Annotated in this window: 24 protein-coding genes; 16 read left to right on the top strand and 8 right to left on the bottom strand. The window is 63.2% G+C overall.

Going from position 1 to position 20192, the window contains the following annotated elements; all coding sequences use genetic code 11:
• Positions 1 to 92 precede the first annotated feature (92 nt).
• The 4 genes from MPN20_RS05115 (at position 93) to MPN20_RS05100 (ending at position 3595) form a co-directional block, all read left to right on the top strand.
• Positions 93 to 788 carry a TetR/AcrR family transcriptional regulator gene (locus MPN20_RS05115; protein WP_242780179.1) on the top strand — a complete coding sequence of 232 codons (696 nt, stop codon included), beginning with the start codon at positions 93 to 95 and terminating at the stop codon, positions 786 to 788.
• A gap of 80 nt (positions 789 to 868) precedes the next feature.
• The gene (locus MPN20_RS05110; protein ID WP_242780177.1) at positions 869 to 1816 is read left to right on the top strand and encodes an alpha/beta hydrolase; all 948 of its coding nucleotides are present in this window, start codon (positions 869 to 871) and stop codon (positions 1814 to 1816) included.
• 1 nt (position 1817) lies between these two features.
• Entirely contained in the window at positions 1818 to 2780 is a 963-nt protein-coding gene (locus tag MPN20_RS05105; RefSeq protein WP_242780175.1) for an NADP-dependent oxidoreductase, read from the top strand.
• Complete coding sequence (locus MPN20_RS05100; protein ID WP_242780173.1) at positions 2777 to 3595, top strand: fumarylacetoacetate hydrolase family protein; 819 nt, start codon at positions 2777 to 2779, stop codon at positions 3593 to 3595. Before MPN20_RS05105 ends, MPN20_RS05100 begins: the two co-directional genes overlap by 4 nt.
• Before the next feature lie 17 nt (positions 3596 to 3612).
• Here the strand turns inward: MPN20_RS05100 and MPN20_RS05095 are convergent, their stop codons facing one another.
• Entirely contained in the window at positions 3613 to 3816 is a 204-nt protein-coding gene (locus MPN20_RS05095) for a helix-turn-helix domain-containing protein (protein ID WP_278189677.1), read from the bottom strand.
• Between the two features lie 116 nt (positions 3817 to 3932).
• Between MPN20_RS05095 and MPN20_RS05090 the strand changes: the two genes are divergently transcribed.
• Together MPN20_RS05090 and MPN20_RS05085 are read left to right on the top strand one after the other, a co-directional pair.
• Positions 3933 to 4283 carry a type II toxin-antitoxin system RelE/ParE family toxin gene (locus MPN20_RS05090; RefSeq protein WP_242780171.1) on the top strand — a complete coding sequence of 117 codons (351 nt, stop codon included), beginning with the start codon at positions 3933 to 3935 and terminating at the stop codon, positions 4281 to 4283.
• Between the two features lie 11 nt (positions 4284 to 4294).
• Positions 4295 to 4594 (top strand): helix-turn-helix transcriptional regulator, encoded by a 300-nt coding sequence (locus tag MPN20_RS05085; protein WP_242780169.1) that lies wholly within the window; start codon positions 4295 to 4297, stop codon positions 4592 to 4594.
• Between the two features lie 25 nt (positions 4595 to 4619).
• Here MPN20_RS05085 and MPN20_RS05080 read toward each other — a convergent pair whose 3' ends face one another.
• Positions 4620 to 5396, bottom strand: a complete 777-nt coding sequence (locus tag MPN20_RS05080) for an AraC family transcriptional regulator (RefSeq protein WP_242780167.1) — start codon at positions 5394 to 5396, stop codon at positions 4620 to 4622.
• A gap of 48 nt (positions 5397 to 5444) precedes the next feature.
• Between MPN20_RS05080 and MPN20_RS05075 the strand changes: the two genes are divergently transcribed.
• Together MPN20_RS05075 and MPN20_RS05070 are read left to right on the top strand one after the other, a co-directional pair.
• A complete protein-coding gene (locus tag MPN20_RS05075) occupies positions 5445 to 5897 on the top strand; it encodes a DUF2000 family protein (RefSeq protein ID WP_242780165.1) in 453 nt (150 codons plus the stop codon).
• A gap of 75 nt (positions 5898 to 5972) precedes the next feature.
• Positions 5973 to 6839: a uroporphyrinogen-III synthase gene (locus tag MPN20_RS05070; protein ID WP_242780163.1), complete on the top strand. Its 867-nt coding sequence runs from the start codon at positions 5973 to 5975 to the stop codon at positions 6837 to 6839.
• 27 nt (positions 6840 to 6866) lie between these two features.
• Here MPN20_RS05070 and MPN20_RS05065 read toward each other — a convergent pair whose 3' ends face one another.
• The gene (locus MPN20_RS05065; protein ID WP_242780161.1) at positions 6867 to 7520 is read right to left on the bottom strand and encodes a histidine phosphatase family protein; all 654 of its coding nucleotides are present in this window, start codon (positions 7518 to 7520) and stop codon (positions 6867 to 6869) included.
• A gap of 132 nt (positions 7521 to 7652) precedes the next feature.
• Positions 7653 to 8558 carry a LysR substrate-binding domain-containing protein gene (locus tag MPN20_RS05060; RefSeq protein ID WP_242780159.1) on the bottom strand — a complete coding sequence of 302 codons (906 nt, stop codon included), beginning with the start codon at positions 8556 to 8558 and terminating at the stop codon, positions 7653 to 7655.
• Positions 8559 to 8733: 175 nt separating this feature from the next.
• Here MPN20_RS05060 and MPN20_RS05055 point away from each other — a divergent pair, with 175 nt between their 5' ends.
• From MPN20_RS05055 to MPN20_RS05035, 5 genes are all read left to right on the top strand, one after another.
• A complete protein-coding gene (locus MPN20_RS05055) occupies positions 8734 to 9666 on the top strand; it encodes a CoA-transferase (RefSeq protein ID WP_242780157.1) in 933 nt (310 codons plus the stop codon).
• The gene (locus MPN20_RS05050; RefSeq protein WP_242780155.1) at positions 9663 to 10442 is read left to right on the top strand and encodes a CoA-transferase; all 780 of its coding nucleotides are present in this window, start codon (positions 9663 to 9665) and stop codon (positions 10440 to 10442) included. The genes MPN20_RS05055 and MPN20_RS05050 overlap by 4 nt, the downstream gene beginning before the upstream one ends.
• 93 nt (positions 10443 to 10535) lie before the next feature.
• Positions 10536 to 11888, top strand: a complete 1353-nt coding sequence (locus tag MPN20_RS05045) for an MFS transporter (RefSeq protein WP_242780153.1) — start codon at positions 10536 to 10538, stop codon at positions 11886 to 11888.
• 102 nt (positions 11889 to 11990) lie between these two features.
• The gene (locus MPN20_RS05040) at positions 11991 to 12971 is read left to right on the top strand and encodes an NAD(P)-binding domain-containing protein (protein WP_242780151.1); all 981 of its coding nucleotides are present in this window, start codon (positions 11991 to 11993) and stop codon (positions 12969 to 12971) included.
• Positions 12972 to 12981: 10 nt separating this feature from the next.
• Positions 12982 to 13800 carry a hypothetical protein gene (locus MPN20_RS05035; RefSeq protein WP_242780149.1) on the top strand — a complete coding sequence of 273 codons (819 nt, stop codon included), beginning with the start codon at positions 12982 to 12984 and terminating at the stop codon, positions 13798 to 13800.
• Here MPN20_RS05035 and MPN20_RS05030 read toward each other — a convergent pair.
• Genes MPN20_RS05030 through MPN20_RS05015 form a run of 4 tightly spaced genes read right to left on the bottom strand, consistent with a single transcriptional unit; the run spans position 13730 to position 16849 of the window.
• Complete coding sequence (locus tag MPN20_RS05030) at positions 13730 to 14701, bottom strand: DUF1731 domain-containing protein (protein ID WP_347566798.1); 972 nt, start codon at positions 14699 to 14701, stop codon at positions 13730 to 13732. The genes MPN20_RS05035 and MPN20_RS05030 overlap by 71 nt on opposite strands.
• On the bottom strand, positions 14698 to 15333 hold the full coding sequence (locus tag MPN20_RS05025; RefSeq protein ID WP_242780147.1) for a DUF4166 domain-containing protein: 636 nt from the start codon (positions 15331 to 15333) through the stop codon (positions 14698 to 14700). Before MPN20_RS05025 ends, MPN20_RS05030 begins: the two co-directional genes overlap by 4 nt.
• A 46-nt stretch (positions 15334 to 15379) precedes the next feature.
• Complete coding sequence (locus tag MPN20_RS05020) at positions 15380 to 16072, bottom strand: NAD(P)H-dependent oxidoreductase (RefSeq protein ID WP_242780145.1); 693 nt, start codon at positions 16070 to 16072, stop codon at positions 15380 to 15382.
• A 39-nt stretch (positions 16073 to 16111) separates the two neighbouring features.
• Complete coding sequence (locus MPN20_RS05015) at positions 16112 to 16849, bottom strand: SDR family oxidoreductase (RefSeq protein WP_242780143.1); 738 nt, start codon at positions 16847 to 16849, stop codon at positions 16112 to 16114.
• 88 nt (positions 16850 to 16937) lie between these two features.
• Between MPN20_RS05015 and MPN20_RS05010 the strand changes: the two genes are divergently transcribed.
• The 3 genes from MPN20_RS05010 to MPN20_RS05000 all read left to right on the top strand — a co-directional run bounded on the left by MPN20_RS05010 (position 16938) and on the right by MPN20_RS05000 (position 20183).
• Positions 16938 to 17549 carry a TetR/AcrR family transcriptional regulator gene (locus MPN20_RS05010; protein WP_242780141.1) on the top strand — a complete coding sequence of 204 codons (612 nt, stop codon included), beginning with the start codon at positions 16938 to 16940 and terminating at the stop codon, positions 17547 to 17549.
• Positions 17550 to 18090: 541 nt separating this feature from the next.
• The gene (locus MPN20_RS05005; RefSeq protein ID WP_242780139.1) at positions 18091 to 19296 is read left to right on the top strand and encodes an NADP-dependent malic enzyme; all 1206 of its coding nucleotides are present in this window, start codon (positions 18091 to 18093) and stop codon (positions 19294 to 19296) included.
• A 251-nt stretch (positions 19297 to 19547) separates the two neighbouring features.
• On the top strand, positions 19548 to 20183 hold the full coding sequence (locus MPN20_RS05000) for a hypothetical protein (protein WP_242780137.1): 636 nt from the start codon (positions 19548 to 19550) through the stop codon (positions 20181 to 20183).
• Positions 20184 to 20192: the final 9 nt, after the last annotated feature.

Here is a 20192-nt window from a genome sequence, read left to right as displayed (position 1 = left end):
CCAGTTGTCGATGTCGGCGGGGCATCGGCACAGGCGCTGGGCCTGTCGGTGGGCGAGGTCGCTCCAGCCGCGGATTGTATGATGGGCTGATCATGTCGAAGACCGAAGAACAAGGTGAGGAACTGCCCACGCTTGTCCACTCCACACTGAAGCGTGATCTCCCGTCCACACCGCGAGGCTTGCGTACTCGTGCGTCCCTGGTGGCTGCTGCCCGCACCGTCTTTGAACGCGATGGGTTCATCGATTCGCGCCTGACGGATATCACGAAGGAAGCCCGGTGCTCCACGGGCACCTTCTACACGTACTTCGACAGTAAAGAAGAGGCTCTTGCTGCAGTTCTGCAGGAAGCTCAAGACGATATGCTCCATCCCGGTCCGCCGCAGGAGCATCACGCGAATCGCACTGTCGTCGAGTCCCTCGATGCGGGCAATCGTGCCTATATCGAGGCATACAAACGCAATGCCAAACTGATGCTCCTGCTTGAGCAGGTCGCATCGATCGACCCGAAGTTCCGGCGTCTGCGCCTTGACCGGGGACAGGCCTTTGCCAAGCGAAACTGCAAGTGGATCAAGAAGCTCCAAGATGAGGGTTTTGCTGATCCGAGTCTTGATCCGGTCATGTCGGCCAATGCCTTGTCGTTGATGGTCGGCCGCATGGCCTATTACAAGTACGCATTGGAAGAGCCGGGGTGGGGCACTGATGATCTTCTCGTGGAGACTGCAACAAAGTTGTGGGTCAACGCGTTGGGAATCCCCGCTGATGGCTCCCGCCGAGACCCGAAGGCATAAGGTCGTCGGCGCCCAGTAACGCCTGCTTCCGCAGCAGGTACGTGCAGCAAGCAATGTATTTTCAGCGAGGAGGCTGAACGATGGCATCGACACAGAGGTCTCATCTCAATAGCGGCGACCCATTCGACAACGAGTCGGTGGCGGCTCGGTTAGCAGAACTGCCTTTGGTCGCAGACGCGCAAGCACTGACGGTGACCACCGAGCACGGGGACTTCGCCGGGTTCCGTGCGACGCCGGCTCATCCGGACCCGCAGCTCGGCGATGCGCTGCTGCTGCACGGGTGGCCAGAATTCGCCGCCTGTTGGGAGCAGACCGCAGCGATTCTCCTTGACCACGGGATGAGCGTGTTTGCCTATGACCAGCGAGGATATTCTCCTGGGGCGCGTCCCGACTCCGTCGATGAGTACACGATGCCGCATCTGGTCTCAGACCTCGACGAGGTCTCTCGTGCTGTGGGTCTTGACCGGTTTCATCTTGTCGGCCATGACTGGGGTGGGATGGTTGCCTGGCATTTTGCGGCCAACCATCCGGAGCGTCTGCTGACGAGCACCGTCGTCTCAACCCCGCACCCGATCGCCCACGTCAAGCAGGTGCAGGCGGATCCGGATCAATACGAGCGCATGGCGTACATGCGCGCGATCCAGGACCATCCGGACGGCGTTGCGCGAACCCTGCTGCGCGACGAGGGTCAACGACTCATCGATCTCTATTCCGGTGACGTCCCCGATGACATGGCGGCCTCCTACGTATCGCGACTGAGCGAGACCGGTGCCATGGACGCCGTGCTCAAGTACTATCAGGCGGCGGATGGCCGTGCCCGATTGTCGAGCACCCCGGTCACCGTGCCGACGACCTTTGTGTGGGGCAGTCGCGATATTGCCTTCCCTCGGGCCACTGCGGAGCTGACTGCTGGCTATGTCGAAGGCCCGTACCGTTTCGTCCCCCTCGAAGGTGCCTCGCACTGGCTCCCGGAATCGCATCCCGGCGAGATTGCACGCGAGACCATCGCTTTGGCGCGGGAGCAGTGAGATGCGCGCGGTAGTCCAGAACGAATTCGGTGGCCCGGAAGTCCTCACTCTGATTGAGGACGCACCAGTACCTGATCCCATCCCCACCGAGGTGCAGGTGCGGGTCAGCCATGTGGGAGTCAACCCCGTCGACGGCAAGACCCGCGGCGGAGCATCCGTGGCAAAGCTCATGGGCCCATTCCCCATCACTGTGGGATGGGACATCGCCGGTGAGGTCTCGGCCCTGGGCGCTGGGGTCAATCGCTTCGCAGTCGGTGACCGTGTCTTTGGGATGCCTCGTTTTCCCTACCCGGCCAAGGGATACGCAGAGTATGTGACCTCACCGTCTCGCCACCTCGTGCGCATTCCTGATTCTCTGGATTCCGCGACTGCCGCATCGATCCCTCTGCCTGCCACGACGGCGTACCAGATCGTGCATGAGGCTGCGGATGTGCGCAGCGGACAGACCGTCCTCGTCCTCGGCGCTGGTGGCACCGTCGGCACCTACGTCGTGCAGATGGCGAAGAAGCTGGGAGCGACCGTCATCGGACATGCGACCGGTGGGAAGCTCAAGCGTCTGGAAGTCCTCGGCATCGACCGCGTGATCGACTATGCGAGCGAGGAATTCGACGACCCGAACCTGGGCGGTGGACCGGTCAGCGATGTCGACGTCGTCATCGACCTCATCGGCGGGCAGTTCGCCCTCCGTGCAGTTCCTTTGACCAAGTGGGATGGGATCGTCGTCGGAGTGCCTTCGGGACAGCAGCAGGGACTCGACGCTGCTGCTGCCCAGGCAGGTGTCCGCTGGACGAACGTCATCGTCGAACCGGATCATGTCGCGCTCGACTACGTGGCTACGCTCATCGAGAATGGGGAGTTTCATGTGCCCGCTCCAGCAACGGCACCGCTCGAGGATGTCGTGGAGGTCCATCGGCAGATGGACGACGGCCGGCTGCCTAAAACAGTGCTGACACTAATCCCATGACGGATGTGAACACGATGTCTTCGACGGAGAAGATCGAGCGCTGTGCCACCACGCTGCGCCAGACGGTTCTGCAGAATTCGGTGATCGATGCGCTTCCCGCAGAAGCGGTGCCTGCAACTCGGGCAGAAGCCTATGCGGTGCAGACTCGCTATGCCGAGCTGGAAGGCCAACCCACTGTCGGGTGGAAGATCGCGGCGACGAGTGAGGCCGGGCAACGACACATCAACGTCGACGGCCCTCTGGGCGGACGTGTGCTCTCTGATCGCGTCCATGCCGACGGGGACGCAGTGTCCCTGAGCGGAAATACCATGTGTCTGGCAGAGCCCGAGTTCGTGTTCGTACTCGGTTCCGGCCTTGACCCGCGCACGAACCCCTACACGCCGGATGAGGTGATGGAAGCGGTGACTGCTCTGCACTTCGGCATCGAACTGCCCAGCACCCGCTTCACCGACGTCACCGCCGCCGGCGCTCTGCAACTGATCGCCGACAACGCCTGCGGCCACCGATTCGTGCTGGGCTCCGCGGTGAGGACCACCTGGGCCCCAGCAGATCTGGCAGCGGTGTCGATGACTGCCGACGTCGACGGCCCCTCAGGCCATCGCACCAGCGAGGGCGTGGGAAGAAATGTCCTCGGCGATCCTGTTGCCGCACTGACGTGGTTGGTCAACGAGCTCTCAGCCATCGGCATCGGACTTGTCCCCGGCGACTTCATCACCACCGGCACCTGCAGTGAACCCATCCCGGTGGAACCAGGCGATTCGTTGACTACGAGGTTTGACGGCCTGGGTGTCGTCACCTGCACATTCGTGGACTGAGCTGGCGGCGTCGAATATCAGGCCGCGAACACTCCGGGAGTCGCCCCCAGCGTCTTTCGGAAGTGCCGGGTGAGATGGGACTGGTCGTGGAAGCCTGACTGAGCAGCCGCCTCGGCGGGGGAGTGACCGGCCAGGAGTAGCCTGCGGGCACGGTCGATGCGGCGACCGACGACGTGCTGATGCGGGGCGATCCCGTAGGTCTGGGTGAAGACCCGGACCAGATCGCCGGGAGCCTACGAAAGCATAAGCCGCCGACGAGTGACTATCGGTGGAATTGATGGTGGGTCAATTGTCTCTGCCCATTGTAAATAGAACCTGCAGGTTCTAAGATGAGGACATGTGGAGCGTCGACATTGAGCACATTGCAGAATGGCTCGCCTCACTGGATGGCGACTCGCGAGACCAGGTTGTTGCCGCACTGGAGTTGCTGAGAGACAGCGGTCCTCAGCTGGGGCGGCCTTTGGTAGACACTGTGATCGCCTCCCGACACAAGAACATGAAAGAGTTGCGACCTGGTTCCGCTGGGCACTCTGAACTGAGAATTCTGTTCGCATTCGATCCCGCCCGGCGGGCAATCCTATTGATTGCGGGCGACAAGGCCGGGAATTGGAAGCGCTGGTATCACCGGAACATTCCGATTGCCGACGACTTGTTTGACGACCATCTATTTAGGCTGAAGGGAAAGTGATCGATATGGCTATGAGTCTTGATGACTTCCTATCGAAACACCCGGTGAACCGGGAAAACGTCGAGGCGCACAAGGAGCGGATGCTTGCCGAAGTTCGCGCTTATCGACTCCGGGAGCTACGTGAAAATGCCGGGCTGACTCAGCAGCAGCTTGCAGATCGTATCGGAGTCTCACAGCGTCAGATCTCCAAAATTGAGCACGGTGATCTGGAAAACTCCAAAGTCGGAACGATTCGTGGTTACTTGGAGGCCGTCGGCGGCAGTCTCGCGCTTGAGTACTCGACAGGTGATGCGCACGTTCAGATCGCCTAATGGCTGCGTGTGCCAGTGGGCAGACTCAGGCCGCGAACACTCCGGGAGTCGTCCCCAAAGTCCGGCGGAAGTGCCGGGTGAGATGGGACTGGTCGTGGAAGCCTGACTGAGCGGCCGCCTCGGCGGGGGAGTGACCGGCCAGGAGCAGCCTGCGGGCGCGGTCGATGCGGCGGCCGACGACGTACTGATGCGGGGCGATCCCGTAGGTCTGGGTGAAGACCCGGACCAGATGACTGCGGTGGGCACCTAAGTCGGCGGCCGCCTCGGCGATGGTGATCGTCTCTTCCAGTCGATCATCGAGCAGATGACGGAGTCGACGGGCGAGGGGCTGATCTGTTGCAGTATCGACCGGTGACTTCAGATGCGGTTGCACGAGGTCGCGTAGGGCAAGGACACCGCACTCGGCGGCGAGGGCATCGGCCGGGTCATTCAGCGCCGCATGGATCTGGTCGACGGCCGAAATGACATTCGGATCGAAGAGCGTCGGAGTCTCCGCGGCGGCATCGACGGCGCCCAGAGGCAGCCATTCGGGCTCGAGGTAGAGCACACGTTTACGGAAGGCGACATCCGGAGTCGCCGAGCGGCCATCATGGGGCACCTGCGGCGGCAACAGCGTCACCGCCGAGTTCGACGTCTGGTGCTCGTGCCGATCCAGATCGTAGGTCACTGTTCCCTGATCGACGAGCAGGACCGTCCACGAATCATGAGTGTGGGACGGGTAGGCATGATGTTCGAACCGTGCGTGGAGCACTTCCTGCACCAAGGCCACATCCGGGTGCCACGCGTGGATCACATCTGCCATGTCACAAACGTACAAGACCCATCTGGGGAATTGAACCAAAGTGAAGGCATGCACGAAAACACCATAGCCACGGCAGCGCCGACGTCCGAAATCCGCTTCGACACGAAGGTCGCCGTGGTCCTCCGCGAGGACCTGCTGCCCTGGCAGGAACTCAACGTCACCGCATTCCTCATGTCCGGCATCGCCACTAGCGAATCGAACCTGGTGGGCGAGAACTACCGAGACGCCGACGGCAACGACTACCTCCCGATGCTGCGCCAGCCAGTGCTCGTGATGACCGCCGACGCCGAGGTGCTCGCGAAGGCTCGGACCAAGGCGTTGAGTCGAGGCATGGCCTTGGCAGTGTACACGGAGGAACTGTTCTCAACGGGGCATGATGCGGCCAACCGTGAAGCCGTCGCAGCCGTGGCGGCGGAGGACCTTAACGTGGTGGGAATCGCACTGCGGGGTCCAAAGAACGCGGTCGACCGGGTGGTCAAGGGCGCGCGGATGCACGGGTGAAGTGGAGCCGAGATGGGTAGTTCTCGACTCGATCCGTGAGTTGCTCTGATGAGCTGCCCAGGCCAGGATGTGTGCATGGATGAGTCTCGAAGTGACCTGAGCAGCCAACTGTCCGGCTGCCGTGTGGTTCTCACCGCGCAGCGGAAGGCCCCGCAGTTCGCTGCAGCCCTTGAGAGGCATGGCGCGACCATCGTGCACGCCCCCACGCTGTCGGTCATCCCGAACATCGACGACCCCGAGCTCGTTGCCCGCACTCGCGCCCTCATCGACAAGCAGCCCGACGTTGTCGTGGTGACCACCGGCGTCGGCTTCAACGGCTGGGCCGAGGTAGCCGAGTCCGAGGGCCTCAGCGAGCAGTGGCACGCAATGCTCGCGAGTGCTCGGATCATCGCACGCGGGCCCAAGGCGCGTGGTGCGATCCAAGCGGCAGGGCTGACACCGGATTGGGTTGCCGAGTCCGAGACCAACTCCGAGATCCAGCAGGTGCTGCTCGGTCAGGGTGTGCGCGGCCTCCGGATCGCGGTGCAGCACCATGGAGCCGGCGCCGATGGACTGGACGAGGCCTTCGCCGCAGCAGGTGCCGAGGTCAGCTCGCTGGTGGTCTACCGCTGGGGTCCCGCCCCCGACCGGGAAGCCGTGGTGGCAGCCGTCGGTCTCGTCGCACGGCGCCAATGCGATGCCGTGGCCTTCACCTCGGCGCCCGGGGTCACCGCGTTCTTGGATGCCGCCCGCGACCAGGGCCTACTGCCGGAGGTCCTCGCCGCGTTCACGGACCAGTCCGGCGTGCTGGCTGCAGTGGTCGGCAATGTCACGGCGGCACCACTGGTGGAGCATGGAATCGAGCCGGTGGTTCCCGAGAGGTTCCGCCTCGGCGCGCTCGTGCGCACCCTGGTCACCGAACTCACGGCGCGGAAGCATGCGAGGGCAGACAGCGACGGGTGAGCGGCGCAGAATCGAGCGGTTCGTCGCTCAGCGGTAGGTGACCTGGGCCGGTGACAGGTGTCCGTGATCGTTGAAGGAGATCAGGCTGGTCCCGCGGTCGCCGGTGATGATCTTTGTGACACCGGAGTTGATCGTCACTCGGTTGAGCGTGAGCCACTGGTCGAATCCTGCGCCCAGCAGCCTTGCCGCGGTCCAGGCAATGGCGCCTGAACTCGAGACGATGACCGTGCTTTCGCCGGACTGCATTCTCGCGCACGCATCGTCGAGTGCTCGGTCCACACGGTTGGTGAACGCCGAAAACGTTTCGGTGTAGTCGGCGTCGTGTTCGCCGGCGGCCCACCTGGTGCATGCCTGTTCCAGGACGCCTTGGAAGACCGTGGAATCGGTGGAGGCACGAGGGTCGCTCTCGGGGAGGGCATTGACGAGTTCACCCGCATCGAACTCATTCCACCCGGGGTCGATCTCGCCCTGGAGATCGGCGCTGAGGCCGGTCAGGACGCCAACCGCAGTCTGGCGCTGGCGCAGCATCTCACCGTGGACGATTCGTCTTGGCGCAACGTCCTGGGACACCAGGTGCTCGCCGGTGATGCGGGCCTGTTCGTGCCCCAGCGAGGACAGCCGGTCGTAATCGTCGGTACCGAAGGATGCCTGCCCGTGCCGGACCAGATACAGAACACTCATGCTTCTCCTCATATCGACCGTCCGCCTATGGAATCGGTGCGCGCAAATGTCACTCGAGTTCGAGTCTACGGTGCCGATAGGAACTAAGCGATCGTTCGGTCGAAGTATTTGCAGGCGGCGCGGGGGAGCCCGTCATGCTGGCTCGGCAGGAGTGGGGAACAGCTCCTCCGACAGGCGCAGAACCTCATGCAGCGCCGGATTGTCGTCATATTTTCGCCAGGCCATGAGCAGAGGGAATGGCCCCTGGTCATCATCCAACGGAATGAACGAGACGTTGGAGAAGGTGAAGTTTCGCGGCACCGACGACACCGTGACCGAGCACCCGAACTCGGCTCCGACCAGCGAGAGGATGGTCCAGCTGTCCGGGGCCACCTGAACCACATTGGGACTGAACCCGGCTGCCTGAGCCAACGTGTAGAGACGTTCGATGGTGGTCGAGCCGGGGTTGGGCGGCAAGGTGATGAAGTCCTCCGCCTCCAGCTCTGCAATGGACACCGAGGGTCGATCCGCCAGCGGGTGGTCGTTGTGGACGGCGACGACCAGAGACTCCTCGGCGATAGTCCGCGTCGAGACCGTCTGTGGCACGAACGGCCAATGGCCGAAGGCCAGGTCGAAGGTGCCGTCGGCGACACTGTCCATGGCCGGGAGTGCGAATGAGGAACTCTGCAGGCTCAAGTGGATCCCCGGATGGGTGTTGCGCACCAGTTTCGACAGCCGACCCACCAACGTGTGCGTGGCGATCCCGGTGAACCCGAGCCGCAGATGCCCGATTTCACCCTTGCCTGCGGCATCGACTGCCGCACTGGCTAGCTGGTAGCTCATGAGAATGTCACGCGCCGGTTCGATGAGCGCCTGACCGGCTGCCGTCAGCCGCACTGTTCGGGTGCTGCGTTCGAAGAGCTGAGCTGACATGTCTCGCTCCAGGCTGCGGATGAGGCGACTGACGGGCGGCTGCGTCATATGCAGTCTCTCCGCAGCGCGACCGAAATGGAGTTCCTCGGCAACGACGAGAAATGCCCTGATGTGTTTGACGTCCATGTCTGAGTCTCCGTTGTCGTGTGCAGTGAACTTCATCGCCCGGCTGACGGCAGAGTCAGCGGGCGCAGATCACTGTCGCAGATGAATCATGTCAATACTGCATTAATCGTCGGCACTCTTTGCATTGGACTAGCATAAATGATTTTGACAGGATGACCGAGGTCACAGTCAATCGATGCTCAAGGAGGACGCGATGGACAAGACGACGAGCCTGTCACAAGCGATCGGCACGCACCTGCACAATGGCGACACCGTCGCACTCGAGGGCTTCGGCCATCTCGTCCCTGTCGCCGCTGCGCATGAGATCATCCGCCAGAAATTCACCGGCCTCACCCTTGCCCGCATGTCCTGCGACGTCATCGTCGACCAGCTGCTCGGCGCCGATTGCCTGCAGGGCCTGATCTCCTCATTCGTGGCCAACAGCTCAGCCGGTTCACTCTACGAACTGCGACGGCGAGTGGAGCATTCGGATCCGGAGCCGCTGTGGTTCGACGAATACAGCCACGGCGGCATGGTCGCCCGCTATCAGGCAGGTGCCTCGAAGCTGCCCTTCCAGCCGATCGCCTCCTACCGCGGCAGTGATCTGGCGATCAAGAACCCTCGGATCAAGTCCGTGACCGATCCCTTCGGCGGCCCACCGATCCACGTCGTCCCTGCGCTTAACCCCGACCTCACGATCGTCCACGCGCAACGCGCCGACAGGGAGGGCAACGTTCAGGCCTGGGGAATGCTCGGAATTCAGACGGAGGCGGCATTCGCCGGCCGTCGACTCATCGTCACCGTCGAAGAGATCGTCGATGAGAGCATCATCCGGTCCGATCCGAACCGCACCATCATTCCCGCTCACATCGTCGACGCCGTCGTCGCCGTTCCACGCGGTGCCCATCCGCACTCTGTGCAGGGCTACTACGACCGCGATGACGAGTTCTCGCGTGACTGGTCAACTCTGGCTCGCGACGCCGAGGCGGTCAGGGATTGGCTGCAGACCAACATCCACGACACCGCGGACCACGCTGAGTTCCTGGCACTGCTGGGAGACGACCACTTCGATCGATTGAGCATCAAAGACGCCTTCTCGACGCCCGTCAACTATGGAGGTCGGGGATGAACATTGGCACCGATATCACGAGCAGCGAGCTGCTCACGATCCACTCGGCTCGAGCGCTTGCCGGTCGCAGAGTCGTCTTCGCCGGACACGGACTGCCGACACTGGCCATCGCACTGGCCCAGCACACAGTGGCACCCGAGATCGAAATCGTCTACGAATCAGGAGTCACCGGCGCCCGACCGCCGGATCTGCCCCGCAGCATATCCGACTCGGTCCTCGTGCCAGGGGCCGCCTCGGTGATGCCGATGACCCACCTGTTCAACTACGTCCTCCAGGGACAGCGGGTCGATGTCGGCTTCCTCGGCGCAGCACAGGTCGACCGCTACGGCAGTCTCAACTCCACCCTCATCGGTGATGATTGGGAACATCCGGAGAGTCGACTCCCCGGCTCCGGCGGCGCCATCGAAGCCATGGCCGGAGCGGCCGAAGTCTTCCTCGTCATGCGTCGGCACACCCCTCGCACCTTCGTGGAGACCCTCGACTTCGTCACCTCGCCGAGTCCCAGACAGGCGGCGCAGGCCGAGGTCGGGTCGATGCCGGCCGGGGCAGGAGTCACCCACGTGATCACCGATCTGGGGATCATGACCCGTTCCGCGCGCGACGAAGAGCTGACGCTGACGGCAGTGCACCCGGGAATCGATCCCGCCGAGGTGGTGCGTCAGACAGGGTGGGACCTCAAGGTCGCCGCCGACCTGGAATCGACCCGACCGCCCACGCCCGAAGAACTGTCGCTGCTGAGGGAGACCCTCGACCCCAGCCGCGTCTATCTGCGCTGAAACCAACCGAACAGCCCAACTCTCCAACCGAAGAAGGCAGAACCTATGTCGATGACGACTAGCGGCTCTATCGCACCCCCTCCAGATCCCAACGTGACAAAGCCCGAACTGCGGCGCGCAGCCTGGTCGTCATGGCTCGGCAGCTCGCTTGAGTACATGGACTTCACCCTCTACACCCTGGCGTCAGCCTTGGTCTTCGGACCTCTCTTCTTTCCCAACGAAACGCCCGCCGTTGCACTGATCTCCAGCCTCGGCGTCTATGGTTCCGGGTTCGTCGTCCGACCGATCGGCGGCTACATCTTCGGTCGTGTCGGTGACAAATACGGACGGCGGATCGTCCTCATCACTACCTTGTCCATGATGGGCCTGGCGACTATGGGCATCGGGCTCCTGCCCACCTACGTTCAGATCGGGGTCTGGGCTCCGGTCTTCCTCGTGGTCCTGCGCCTCGTGCAGGGATTCGGCGCGGGAGCCGAACTGGCCGGCGCCTCCGTCCTCCTGGTCGAATCATCACCAGTGCGACGGCGTGGGCTCTTCGGGGCCATCGTCGCGATGGGCACCAACAGCGGAATCTTCCTGGCCACGGTCCTGTGGACTCTGCTGACATTGCTGCCCGACGATGACTTCCTCAGCTGGGGTTGGCGAGTGCCGTTCCTGCTCAGCATCGTCACGACCTTCGTGGCACTGGCCATCCGGACGAAAGTCAAGGAATCGCCCGTGTTCGAAGAGGCCAAGGAGCGGCGTGCCGCCCTCAGTGCGGCTGCGGAGGAGCAGCCGAGCATCCTCGTCGAGGCTCGACGTTCGACGAAGTCGTTCCTGCTCGCCCTCGGTATTCGGATGGGTGAGAACTCTGCGGTGTATCTGGTCAAGGGCTTCATGGTGGGCTGGGTCGTGACCACGACAGGCACCGACTCCTCCGTCGTGACGACGGGAATCATGATCGGAACGGTCATCGGATTCGCCACCGTCCCCTTCTTCGGCAAGCTCAGCGACAAGGTGGGCCGTCGACCGGTATTCCTGGCCTTCACCGTATTCCAGATCCTCTTCGCTGTGCCGGCCATGCTGCTCATCGACACCGGCAATCCGATTCTCATCGCCTGCGTCTTCGCCATCTTCGTCGGCGGTCCTCTGCCGAATCTCTACGGCGTCGAGTCGAGCTGGTTGGTGGAGCTCTTCGGCTCCAAACATCGCTACACCTTCATGACGACGATCAAGGAGATCGGTTCGGTGGTCTCGGGTGGTCTGGCTCCAGTGATCGCGGCGGGACTCGTCGCAGTGATCACGGACTCCTGGTGGCCCGTCGCCATCGTTCTCATCCTGTTCGCCGGCTGCGGATTGCTGGGTGCCTACTTCGCGCCGGAGACGCGAGGGCGTGACCTGACCACCGAGGTGGATGCGGTCGATGATCGGGTCGAGACTCGGGTGGAAGCCCCCGTCCGGTCCTGAACCACGGCTGAGCCTACTCGCGATCAACGGGTGAAGACGGGCCGCTCCGTTGATCTGCTTGCCTCAAGTTGAGCACGCTGACACGAACGTAGGATGGCCACTGTGAACCCATTGTTGTTTTCTGATGACCAGATCCGCGACAGTCTGACTGCGACGAACGCACTCGCCTGGATCGAAGAGGCCCTGCAGCGTCGCGCCGACCGAGAACTCCAATCACCCCCGCGCCTCAACGCCGAATTTCCCGACGGTCGGATGGTCTTCACCGTCGGATCGAGCGGAAGCGACTGGTACGGCTACCGAGCCTACGACACGGTCGACACCACGGCGGGACAGCAAGTCGTCGTCGCCCATGACCGTCACAGCGGAGACGTCATCGGCATTGCTGTCGGCAACGAACTTGGGCCCAGGCGCACCGGCGCCATCGGGGGAGTGGCCGCCAAGCATCTCACTGGCGGAGCTGTCCGCAGCGTCGGAATCATCGGCACTGGCCAGCAGGCATGGACTCAGCTTTGGGCGTTGAGCGGATTCGCGACTCCGGAGACTGTTCGCGTGTACTCACGGACTCCTGAATCGCGAGAGGCATTCGCGGCCAGGATCAAGGATTCGCTCGGATTGAGCGCCGAGGCGGTCGCTGACGCGCGGACTGCCGTTGACGATGCTGATCTTGTCATCCTCGCGACGAACAGTTCTGTTCCCGTGATCGAAACAGAGTGGCTGAGAGATGACGTCGTCGTGACCACTCTTGGACCCAAACAGGTCGGCCGGGCCGAGTTCCCCTCAGACCTCGTGACCGAGGCTGACTTCGTCGTGACCGACTCACCGGCGCAGCTCGCATCGTATGACCCGCCGACATTGGTCGCAGATAGCGCCTCCGCTATGACAGACCTCGCCGATGTCGTCGCCGGGGCCGTGTCAGTGCCGATGCTTGGGCGCGGGTCTTCTGCTCAGTCGGTCTGGCCGGCACCGAGGTGCATCTGCTCGGACGCCTCGCGGCCAGCCGAGCGAAGTCGCAGTGACTTAGGCAGCTGCATGACCGCGACGGCCACGTCGGCACAGGCAAAACGGCAAGAACTCTTGCGGTAACATCTGTGGCATGGCCCTCAGGCAGCGAAACCACACTTTGGCGAAGCGACGGCTCCTGTCGAGGCTGCGCAGACTGTCCTTTCTGCAGTGGGGTCTCCTGCTGGCAGTCCTCGGCATGATCACTGCCCTCATTCTGCATACAGCGCAATGGGTCTACTCGGGCGTCATCCTGCTCGATGCCCAACGGCGCGGAGCCGGCGACGTCTGTGAACCGGCGCTTCCAGAGATCGGCAGTGACGACTTCGAGATCGTCAGCCGCGCGCCCTGGGGCTACGCCTGCGAGAAGACCATTACCGGCGGAGGATTCGCGGTGCAGGATCACCCGGGGGCCACCTCGGCGCTGTTCTCCCTGACGCTCGCACTCATTGCGGTGAGCGTCGTCGGCCTCCTCGGAGTACTCCTGGCCGCAGTGGCGAAACGGGCGATCAGAGCGCTTCTTGGGAATCGTGGGGGCCGGCTGGCTGCCTGGGGCGTTGGCCTCATGATCACCGCATGCATTCTCACGCCCTGGACGTTTCTTGCTCAGCACGGCCAGTGGTACATGGCATCGAACTCAGGCGACGGTTCACCCGTCTGTCCGGACACCTTCCAAGGCGAAGAGATGAGGGGATATTCGGTCAGTCCCGTTTACGTCCCACCGCATCTCACGTGCCGCGGCAGCACTGTGTCGGGTCATGACTTCACGACAACGTACTACGGGTGGCCGTTCTTCGTGTTCCTCGGCTGTGCGGTGCTTCTGGCAGTGGCCATCGGACTCCTCATCCTCGCACGGCGTCGCGGACCGCAGGCTCCAGCTCGGGATAGAGGAACGAGTAGCCTGCCGCGCTGAGTCGTTCCGGCAGCACCCAACGGCTCTTGAGGATCAGCTCCGTCTCAGTTCTGATCATGATCGCCCCGAGCTCGAGCATCCATCGTGGCATCGGCAATCCGAGCGGCACCCGGCAGGCTCGACGGATGGTGGCCATGAACGTCCGGTTGTCCGAAGGGCAAGGTGAGACAGCGTTGACTGGACCGTCGAGTTCAGGATGCTGTTCCAGGAAGTCGATGATCCCAGCGACATCGTCGAGATGGATCCAACTGAAGCGCTGCCGCGCACCAGCTGTCCCAGGAAAGTGCGCCGTTGCCGCCGTGCGACGCGCTCGCGAGACCGGCCACCACCCGTCGTGCTGGGCACCGCCGAGACCAACCCGAGCCAATTTGGTCAGGGGCCCGAGCACACCGCCGTCACCGAGGACGATCGCGGTGCGCAGCGCCACCCGACGCGTGGCCGGAAGATCCCCTGCGAAAAGCTGCCGCTCCCAGGCCTTGGCCACGTCGACGGAGAACCCTGAACCAAGCTCCCCGTCAGATTCGGTCATCGGGCGATCGTCGGCATGACGGTAGATCGTCGCCGTCGAGGAGTTGACCCACAATGCCGGCGGATTCTCCGCCTCATAGATGGCCTGTGCAAGTGCCGCAGTCGTGGTCAGACGTGAGGAGAAGATCGCCTCACGGTTCCGCGGTGTGTAGCGACAGCTGACGCTCTTGCCTGCCAGCCCGATCACCAATGCCGCGCCGTCGACTGCTTGGGCAATACCAGCGGTGTCGTCCCACGTCAGATCTGCGTTCGTGCGGGAGATCGTCACGACTTCCCGTCCTGCCGCACGGTACTTCGCAACGAGGCGACGCCCCATGAATCCGCTCGATCCGCCGATCACGACACGACCGCGTCCTGCTTGTGGCTCCGTCACTTCGCCTCCTCGATTCGGTACGTGAATGTCCCACGGTACTGATAGATCCGGCCCACGGCGGGCATATCAACGGTGAGATCGACGCGTTGGCGGGCGGCCTCGGCGTCGAAGCGCTCACTCAGGACGATTACGGGACGAATGAAACTGGGAAGCGGCAGGCGAATACGTCCGAGCCGCCCGGTGACTCCGAGGCGCACGGCCACGGAGCGACTCCTCAAGCTCAACCCGCCGTCGACCGTTGCGACGTCGAAGTCGGCGTCCACCACGGCGGGGCGGCCCAGGACATCGACCACTCGGCCCGACCGCGAAAGTGACACCGCGTCGACCATTGACCAGGGGCCCGACTTCAGGTTCAGGGTCCGGGTTGCCGTCTGGGCGCCATCGACAGTTCGGTTCTCAACCCGGAACGGAACCTGGGAGTGCATTCCGGGGATGATCACGTGGCACCGGCCCAGGATCGCCAAGACCGGCCGGAGCCACCGGCGATCAGTCCCGAAGCAGTCGAAGATGCCTTCGCCGATACCGACGGAGCCTTCAGGAATTGCGGCGAAATAGCGCTGCAGGACCGGGTGCAGCTGCGCCACCTGGGAACCAAGTGCCCGCTCGTACGGTGATCTCGACGTGGGACTCATGCCTGCGAGTATAGGGTCAGGCGCGATGGCCTCCCCACCGGGGACTTCATTGAGAGAATTCCGCGGTTGCGACCTCACTTGTTCGGCGCCTGCGCAGGTACTCATCTTTGGCATTGACCGGCGTGCGATTGGGGGACACGAATACTGTGGCGATCTCGCGGGCCTGGTCGAGCCCAGCAACCCGATTGCCTGCGTTGTGCTCGCCCTCGACGTCGTAGATGAGATGGCTTTCGACATCGGTGATGCCGCAGTAGGCGAAGACGCCGATGTCGAGCTGGGCATGCATGGCGTCTCCGTATCCGTATTTGTCATACGTGCGCTGCTTCGAGCCGCCGACCCCGATGAGGGTTGTGGGCACGCGGGGGAGGAGACCGTTCAGCGGTTCCTTGCCTCTGTCGGCGACCCCCGAACCGTATTGGTAGGCCCAGTCGCCGGTGAAGACTCGTTCGATCCAGCCCTTCATCAGCGCCGGCATCGACCACCAATAGACGGGGAAGACAAAGGCCAGTCTGTCCGCGACCTCAACGCGCTCATGCATGTCGGCGATGCCTGTCGGTATGGGCCCACCCCAGAAATGCTGATGGTCAGCCGCGGTGAAGCGAGGATCGAAGCCCTCAGCATGCAGGTCGAGGACGTCGATCGAGTGCCCTGCTGCCGCGAACGGTTCGTGGAATGCATCCATCACCGCACCCGGATAGCTCGTTCGGATCGGGTGGGCGAAGACAGTCAGCAGGTGCATAGGCCTGAACTTTCGGTCGGTGGCGGTCGGTGGGATCGCTTACGCGGCGCCACCATTGGCGTACAAGGTCTGGCCGTTGACCCACCGGCCGGGCCCGGCAAGGAATGACACCACCTCGGCGATGTCCTCCGGTGTGCCCAGCCGTCCCATGGGATTTGCGGACGCGATGCCGTTGATCTGTTCCTGGGTCTTGCCCTCGAAGAACAGCGGGGTGCCGGTCGGGCCGGGAGCGACCGCGTTGACCGTGATGTCGCGTTCGCGCAGTTCCCGGGCCAGGATCAGGGAGATCGCTTCGACCGCACCTTTGGACGCAGCGTACGCGCCGTAGCCGGGGATCTGCAGGCGAGTGACAGAGGTTGAGAAGTTGATGATTGCCCCGCCGTCGCGCATTCGCTGCGCCGCGAGCTGGTCGACGACGAACGTGCCGCGCACGTTCGTTCGTTGCACCTGGTCGAATACGTTGAGATCCAGCTGCGCAAGCGGCGCCAGGGGCATGATGCCGGCCGAGTGCACAAGCACGTCCACGCCACCGAACTCCTCCTGAGCGACATCGAACAAGGCGGCCATGGCGTGTTCGTTGGCGACGTCGCCTCCCGCGGCGACGGCGTTGCCGCCCTTCGAGATGATGCCGGCGACAGTGTCGTCGGCGCGGTCCTTATTGCCGGCGTAGTGGACGACGACGGCAAGGCCGTCGGCGGCCAGGCGCTCGGCGCTGGTGCGTCCGATCCCTCCGGAGCCGCCGGTGACGATTGCGACCCGATCCTGTGTGTTGGCCATGGTCTCTCCCTGCGATAAGATATGAACGATTCGTTCATAAATAGACTAGCACGGTAATGGACGGCGTGTTCCTAAGTGAGGGGCAGTGGTGAAGGCATCAACGGAGTCGTCAGCGGAGAAGAGGGGGCGTGGCCGCAGGTCCGCCGCCCAGGTTCGATCCGAGGTACTGACCGCAACGGCTCGACTTCTCTTTGCAGAAGGTATGCAGGCGGTCACCTTCGAGCGGATCGCGAAGGAGTCCGGTGCGAGCAAGACCACTTTGTACAAATGGTGGCCCTCGCCCGGTGCGATAGCCGCAGAGGCGTACTTCGCAAGCAGCGAACCCACGCTCGAATTCCCAGACACCGGCGACCTGCATGCAGATCTGGTCGCACAGCTCACCGCATTCGTGAAGTTCCTGACAGATGAGAAAGTGGGCAAGTCGATCACGGAGCTCATCGGCGCGGTGCAGATCGACCCCGATGCCGCCGATGTATGGAGCCGCACCTACGCCCTTCCGCGACAAGAGCTGGCACGACAGCGGCTGCGGGTCTCCCAGCTGACCGGCGAACTCGACGCCGAGGCGGATCTCGACATCATGGTCGACCAGCTGTGGGGAGCCTGCTATCACCGCCTCCTCATCCTCAAGGTGCCGCTCGCCGATCTCAATATCGATCGCCTGGTGACCTATTCGCTTCGTGGGGCAGGCAGCGGTACGTAGCCCGCGCTCGTGTGGTGGTGTGAACTTCATGCCTTCAGTCGACGTGCAGACCCTCTCATGGCTGTTTCGCGGCCAGAAACGTCGTCTTGAATCACCGTGTTCCACGGTCGGAGAGACGGTGCGAGAACCGCGGAGTTCCCTGTCATTCCGGGGGAGTGCAGGGTCCCGGCTGCTCGGCCGGCGAACTCATGGATAGGGCTGCTGAGCGGGATACGTGCCGGTGCGCCGCCTCGGCGAAGGGGAGGATTTTCATCGGCGCCACCGAATCGGTGCGTTATGCTGATCCAGTTGCCAGGAGCGACTGACCAAGTCGAGATCCGCTGAGATGCGTCGCCCTCCTGCACTGCGCGTATACGTTCGCCCCTTCACAAAGGAGCTCGATCGTTTACTTGCGCCGACGTCGCCGCGCCAACCATCGCGTGGCTTTTATTCCGTCATGAACGCTGTCCCGCGAATTCTGAGATCCGGGCGCATTCCAATGACGACATTCGATGACAGCACTGGTTTCCCGCCGGCCGTCACACGACCTCAAGGATCAATCATGACGACTACGACCGACAACGCCGCAGCTTCGGCCCAGACCTCTGCTCCCGCGATCACCGACGAAGAGATCTTCACCGCCCACGAGGGCGGCAAGCTCTCCGCCGAACTCACTCGTCCGCTCGAGACCCAGCGCGACCTCTCGATCGCCTACACCCCGGGCGTGGCCAAGGTGTGCACCGCGATCAAAGACGACCCGGAAATGGCTCGCACCCACACGTGGACCGGCCGCCTGGTCGCCGTCATCTCCGATGGCTCGGCTGTGCTGGGCCTCGGCGACATCGGTGCCAAGGCCTCCCTTCCCGTCATGGAGGGCAAGTGCGCGCTGTTCAAGAGCTTCAGCGGGCTCAACGCGATCCCTATCGTGCTCGACACCAATGACGCCGACGAGATTGTCGAGACCATCGTGCGCATGGCCCCGACCTTCGGCGCCATCAACCTCGAGGACATCTCCGCGCCTCGCTGCTTCGAAATCGAGGACCGCGTCAAGGCTGCCCTCGACATCCCGGTCATGCACGATGACCAGCACGGCACCGCCGTCGTCGTGCTCGCCGCGCTGACCAACGCGCTGCGCGTCGTCGACAAGTCATTCGGCTCGGTCAAGGTCGTCCTTTCCGGCGCAGGTGCTGCCGGTGTGGCCGTGGCCAAGATCCTGCGCGACGCCGGTGTCGCCGACGTCGTCGTCCTCGACTCCAAGGGCATCATCGAGTCCTCGCGGACCGACCTCCATGCCACGAAGCAGGCTATCGCCGCAGAGACGAATCCCCGGGGCGTCACCGGCGGGATCGACGCCGCGCTCGACGGCGCGGACGTGTTCATCGGCGTTTCCGGTGGAACCATCGACGAGAAGCATCTGCCGAACATGGCCGACGACGCGATCATCTTCGCCCTGTCGAATCCGAACCCGGAGATCACGCCGGACATCGCCACGAAGTACGCGACAGTGGTGGCCACGGGCCGCAGCGATTTCCCGAACCAGATCAACAACGTCCTCGCGTTCCCCGGAATCTTCCGCGGAGCCCTGGACGCCGGTGCCACCGACATCACCGACGCGATGAAGCTCGCGGCGGCGCGTGCCATCGCTGACCTCGTCGGCGACGACCTCGCAGCGGACTACATCGTCCCCGGTGCGCTCGACTCACGCGTCGGCCCTGCTGTGGCCGATGCTGTGCAGGCTGCCGCTGCCGCTGATGGGGTGGCGCAGTAAGGCCGAGTTTCTCGCGTAAATCAAGGCCAGGTTCCTCGCGGAAATCGGGGGTCGGGATGGTGAGCTGTGAGCTCGTCATCCCGGCCCCCGCGCTCGTGGACGCAGAGCTGGCCTGGGCAAACTCGCTGGCGCCCATCCTCTTCACGAACTCTTTACGAAAAGGATAGTTGTACTTTCAATGTGACTTGAATCTCGTTTTGAAACGTGTTTACCCTAGTTCCGTCAGCTGAATCGACGAGGATTGGAACGCAATGACACTTGCATTTACGCCCACGAAGTCTTCCGCATCGACAAAGACGGCCAGCCCGGCCAGAACGTACAGGACGCGTACCGCGATAACGGCAGGCGCCGTTGCCGTCGCATTCGCCGCAGCATCTCTGAGCGCCCCTCCTTCGGCGCAGGCAGCGGAAGTTCCACAGGCATCCGCGCAGGCCGTGCTCGAAGAGCTCGGCCCCAACAAGACCATCAACCTCTCATCCGAGGCCGGTGCGCGACAGCTGACTACGCTCCTTGAGTCACTGCCGGAAGATCTTAAGAACGCCGACCCCAATACGACGAAGAACTACGAAGAGCGACTCAACAAGGCGCTGGGTGGAGTGAAGGTTGCGCAGAAGGACCGCTCGCTCGTCGTCAAGGGCGGAGAACTGAGCCCCCAGGTCAATTGGTGGAACTGCGGCCTTGCGCTGGCAGGCGTTGTCGCCGAATACGGAGTTCCAGTGGCCAAGGTGCTCAAATGGCTCAAAGACGGCTACAAGATCTTCGGCGGTGTCAGGAATCTGATCAATGCGATCCGCAGCGGAGCCGCAATGGCAGAGATCGGTGAGGACGCTGCTGTGATTCTCGGCGGTATCCTCGGCGTCGACGGTGTCATCACCGCTTGCAGCTGATATCCGACG

This window comes from Brevibacterium sp. ZH18, from assembly GCF_022748595.1.
Taxonomy (GTDB): domain Bacteria; phylum Actinomycetota; class Actinomycetes; order Actinomycetales; family Brevibacteriaceae; genus Brevibacterium.
The sequence above is the reverse complement of the archived record's forward strand: the minus strand, read 5'-3'. Positions and strand labels throughout refer to the sequence as shown.

Excerpts from the sequence above, each read along its gene's own strand:
- MPN20_RS05020 (WP_242780145.1), bottom strand. The coding sequence starts at position 16,072 with ATGCACCTGCTGACTGTCTTCGCCCACCCGATCCGAACGAGCTATCCG.
- MPN20_RS05085 (WP_242780169.1), top strand. The coding sequence starts at position 4,295 with ATGAGTCTTGATGACTTCCTATCGAAACACCCGGTGAACCGGGAAAAC.
- MPN20_RS05015 (WP_242780143.1), bottom strand. The coding sequence starts at position 16,849 with ATGGCCAACACACAGGATCGGGTCGCAATCGTCACCGGCGGCTCCGGA.
- MPN20_RS05110 (WP_242780177.1), top strand. The coding sequence starts at position 869 with ATGGCATCGACACAGAGGTCTCATCTCAATAGCGGCGACCCATTCGAC.
- MPN20_RS05075 (WP_242780165.1), top strand. The coding sequence starts at position 5,445 with ATGCACGAAAACACCATAGCCACGGCAGCGCCGACGTCCGAAATCCGC.
- MPN20_RS05065 (WP_242780161.1), bottom strand. The coding sequence starts at position 7,520 with ATGAGTGTTCTGTATCTGGTCCGGCACGGGCAGGCATCCTTCGGTACC.
- MPN20_RS05055 (WP_242780157.1), top strand. The coding sequence starts at position 8,734 with ATGCTCAAGGAGGACGCGATGGACAAGACGACGAGCCTGTCACAAGCG.
- MPN20_RS05060 (WP_242780159.1), bottom strand. The coding sequence starts at position 8,558 with ATGGACGTCAAACACATCAGGGCATTTCTCGTCGTTGCCGAGGAACTC.
- MPN20_RS05070 (WP_242780163.1), top strand. The coding sequence starts at position 5,973 with ATGGATGAGTCTCGAAGTGACCTGAGCAGCCAACTGTCCGGCTGCCGT.
- MPN20_RS05035 (WP_242780149.1), top strand. The coding sequence starts at position 12,982 with ATGGCCCTCAGGCAGCGAAACCACACTTTGGCGAAGCGACGGCTCCTG.
- MPN20_RS05115 (WP_242780179.1), top strand. The coding sequence starts at position 93 with ATGTCGAAGACCGAAGAACAAGGTGAGGAACTGCCCACGCTTGTCCAC.
- MPN20_RS05000 (WP_242780137.1), top strand. The coding sequence starts at position 19,548 with ATGACACTTGCATTTACGCCCACGAAGTCTTCCGCATCGACAAAGACG.
- MPN20_RS05025 (WP_242780147.1), bottom strand. The coding sequence starts at position 15,333 with ATGAGTCCCACGTCGAGATCACCGTACGAGCGGGCACTTGGTTCCCAG.
- MPN20_RS05005 (WP_242780139.1), top strand. The coding sequence starts at position 18,091 with ATGACGACTACGACCGACAACGCCGCAGCTTCGGCCCAGACCTCTGCT.
- MPN20_RS05100 (WP_242780173.1), top strand. The coding sequence starts at position 2,777 with ATGACGGATGTGAACACGATGTCTTCGACGGAGAAGATCGAGCGCTGT.
- MPN20_RS05080 (WP_242780167.1), bottom strand. The coding sequence starts at position 5,396 with ATGGCAGATGTGATCCACGCGTGGCACCCGGATGTGGCCTTGGTGCAG.
- MPN20_RS05090 (WP_242780171.1), top strand. The coding sequence starts at position 3,933 with ATGTGGAGCGTCGACATTGAGCACATTGCAGAATGGCTCGCCTCACTG.
- MPN20_RS05105 (WP_242780175.1), top strand. The coding sequence starts at position 1,818 with ATGCGCGCGGTAGTCCAGAACGAATTCGGTGGCCCGGAAGTCCTCACT.
- MPN20_RS05050 (WP_242780155.1), top strand. The coding sequence starts at position 9,663 with ATGAACATTGGCACCGATATCACGAGCAGCGAGCTGCTCACGATCCAC.